The following is a 1,913-nucleotide window of genomic DNA, read 5'->3' as shown; positions in this document are numbered from 1 at the left end:
ACATTGAATCAATCAATGTAAGCAATATTAAGTGTCTATACCGATTACTTGATGATCAGGTTGTGTTGAATAAACGCGCATTCTTCGGTGCTTTTTTAATCTTTTGGGGATTTAAATTCCTATCGATGAACTGTCGATATGAAAAAGCGAGCATCATACTGACGTCAAACAAAGGGGTCGCAGACTGGGGAGAAATGTTCGGAGATCACGTGCTGGCAACAGCGATCCTAGATCGGCTGCTACACGCTGAATATCAAAGGAGAGAGTTACCGGTTAAAAGAGAAACGTAAAGCTGGAGTGCTGACCAAAAACACAACGCCAATCAGTGATGATGAAATGGTGGAAAACGGACAGCATCAGTAACGAAAGTATCCTAGCAGGCATGAAAATCGTCCGCATCCCCTAAACGGTCAAAATGCTTCTGCCGTGAAGGAGGGAGAATGCCATCTCATCACTTATATCTGGCGAATGAAACACAGATGGTCGGCCTTGCCCCCAAACACACGGCGGTGCAAAATGGAATGGCAGAAAACTTCGTCAAAACGATGAAATATGATTAAATCAGTGTTATGTTCGAACCTGACGTGTTAACAGCAGTAAAGTAGTCTCGCGAAGGTGTTCAAACATTATAATGAATGGCATCCTCATAGTGCGCAGGGTTATCGCTTGCTGCGGAAATATCTGAAGCGACGTACCAGTAATGGGGAAAATGATAGCTGGTTTCTGAAAATATAGAGGAAAATGTGATATATATATCCTGTTAATATTTAAGGAGAATATAAAATGAAAGTCTCGTTTAAGTCTTTAGGCTATATTTTTCATGATATATATAATAAAAAACACACTATCGATGAGTTCAACGATGTGGTAAGAAAAGCAGTTTTATCAGGTAAAATTAACGAGCTGAATGCATGTCATAAAGTGGCAATTTTTCTTGCCGAAAAAGACAATGAGATAACAAAGAAAGACAAAGCCAAGATAATAGATACATTAACTGAAAACTATTCCATTGAATTTCAACAATTAATGAATATTAGTGAGCACACGTTAAATTCATCTTTATATATTACTCCTGGTGAAAGTGGTTTTGTCAGTTTTGTTAATCGTGAAGGAAAAATATGTCATACTGCATATGTAAAATCATCAGATAATAGCATGGCATATTACCATGCAAATTATAGCAGCATTGACAAATATATTACGGATATGTGCGGCCTTATTTGTATGAGGCATATTGAGTCTACTTGCATTATTTTTTATATGCTTGATGAAAAAGTTTTATCTGCCATTGCTGAATTTATGAATGAAAAAGGATGGCGGGCTGCGTTTTGTTCAGCAAAGAACTTATATAAATGTGTTTAATTTTAGAAAAACTATTTGGTAAAATCCAACAAGAGTCGAGAGGTTCGCGTTGCTTCAGCAGAGCCTCAGCCTGTTCAACCAGACTCAGTTGCAGGTCGTGACGCAGATTTAGTGGTGGTGGTTGATTGTCAGATACCAGCCGATGATCTTGTAGTGCATATCATCAGACTTTGAGAAGCATATGGTTTTGCGGGTAAGCCGCTTAAGATGTGTCCGCAGGTTCAGATTATGTCGCTCTATCCGCTGAGTGCATTTCTTGCTTATAACATGACTGGTTGAGGACAATAAAGTTCGGTATACCGGCTCAGGCATCGGTCATGTAGAAGGCAATGCTAAACTGGCTCAGCAAACTAAGAGCAGCGCGCATCCACTTACCCAATGCGGTTGAGAAAATAGCCTTCGATCGCTTTCATGTGGCGAAACAACCGGGTGAGGTGGTGGATAAAACCCGCCAGAATGAACATCCGCATCTTCCTGTTGAAAGTCGTCGTCAGGCAAAGGGAACTCGCTTCCTGTGGCAGCACAGCGATAAATGGATGACCGAATCCAGG

General features: G+C 40.4%; 1 protein-coding gene and 4 pseudogenes. 4 read left to right on the top strand and 1 reads right to left on the bottom strand.

The window, feature by feature from the left end; translation table 11 throughout:
* Positions 1-116: 116 nt before the first annotated feature.
* The 3 genes and pseudogenes from BGK49_RS13450 to BGK49_RS13440 all read left to right on the top strand — a co-directional run.
* A pseudogene (locus BGK49_RS13450) lies at positions 117-363 on the top strand (ATP-binding protein); the annotation flags it as partial.
* Positions 364-476: 113 nt separating this feature from the next.
* A pseudogene (locus BGK49_RS31090) lies at positions 477-735 on the top strand (integrase core domain-containing protein); the annotation flags it as partial.
* 48 nt (positions 736-783) lie between these two features.
* Entirely contained in the window at positions 784-1,362 is a 579-nt protein-coding gene (locus BGK49_RS13440) for a hypothetical protein (RefSeq protein WP_000868557.1), read from the top strand.
* 108 nt (positions 1,363-1,470) lie between these two features.
* Here BGK49_RS13440 and BGK49_RS27070 read toward each other — a convergent pair.
* Positions 1,471-1,702 (bottom strand): annotated as a pseudogene (locus BGK49_RS27070) (IS1 family transposase); the annotation flags it as partial.
* Positions 1,703-1,712: 10 nt separating this feature from the next.
* Between BGK49_RS27070 and BGK49_RS13435 the strand changes: the two are divergent.
* A pseudogene (locus BGK49_RS13435) lies at positions 1,713-1,913 on the top strand (transposase); the annotation flags it as partial.

The sequence above is a fragment of the Shigella sp. FC1544 genome (assembly GCF_001722145.1).
Classification (GTDB): Bacteria; Pseudomonadota; Gammaproteobacteria; order Enterobacterales; family Enterobacteriaceae; genus Escherichia; species Escherichia coli.
This window is presented reverse-complemented; position numbering and strand designations above follow the sequence as displayed.

What these genes read in the sequence shown, in the direction of transcription:
- BGK49_RS13440 (WP_000868557.1), top strand. Translation starts at nt 784, where the DNA reads ATGAAAGTCTCGTTTAAGTCTTTAGGCTATATTTTTCATGATATATAT.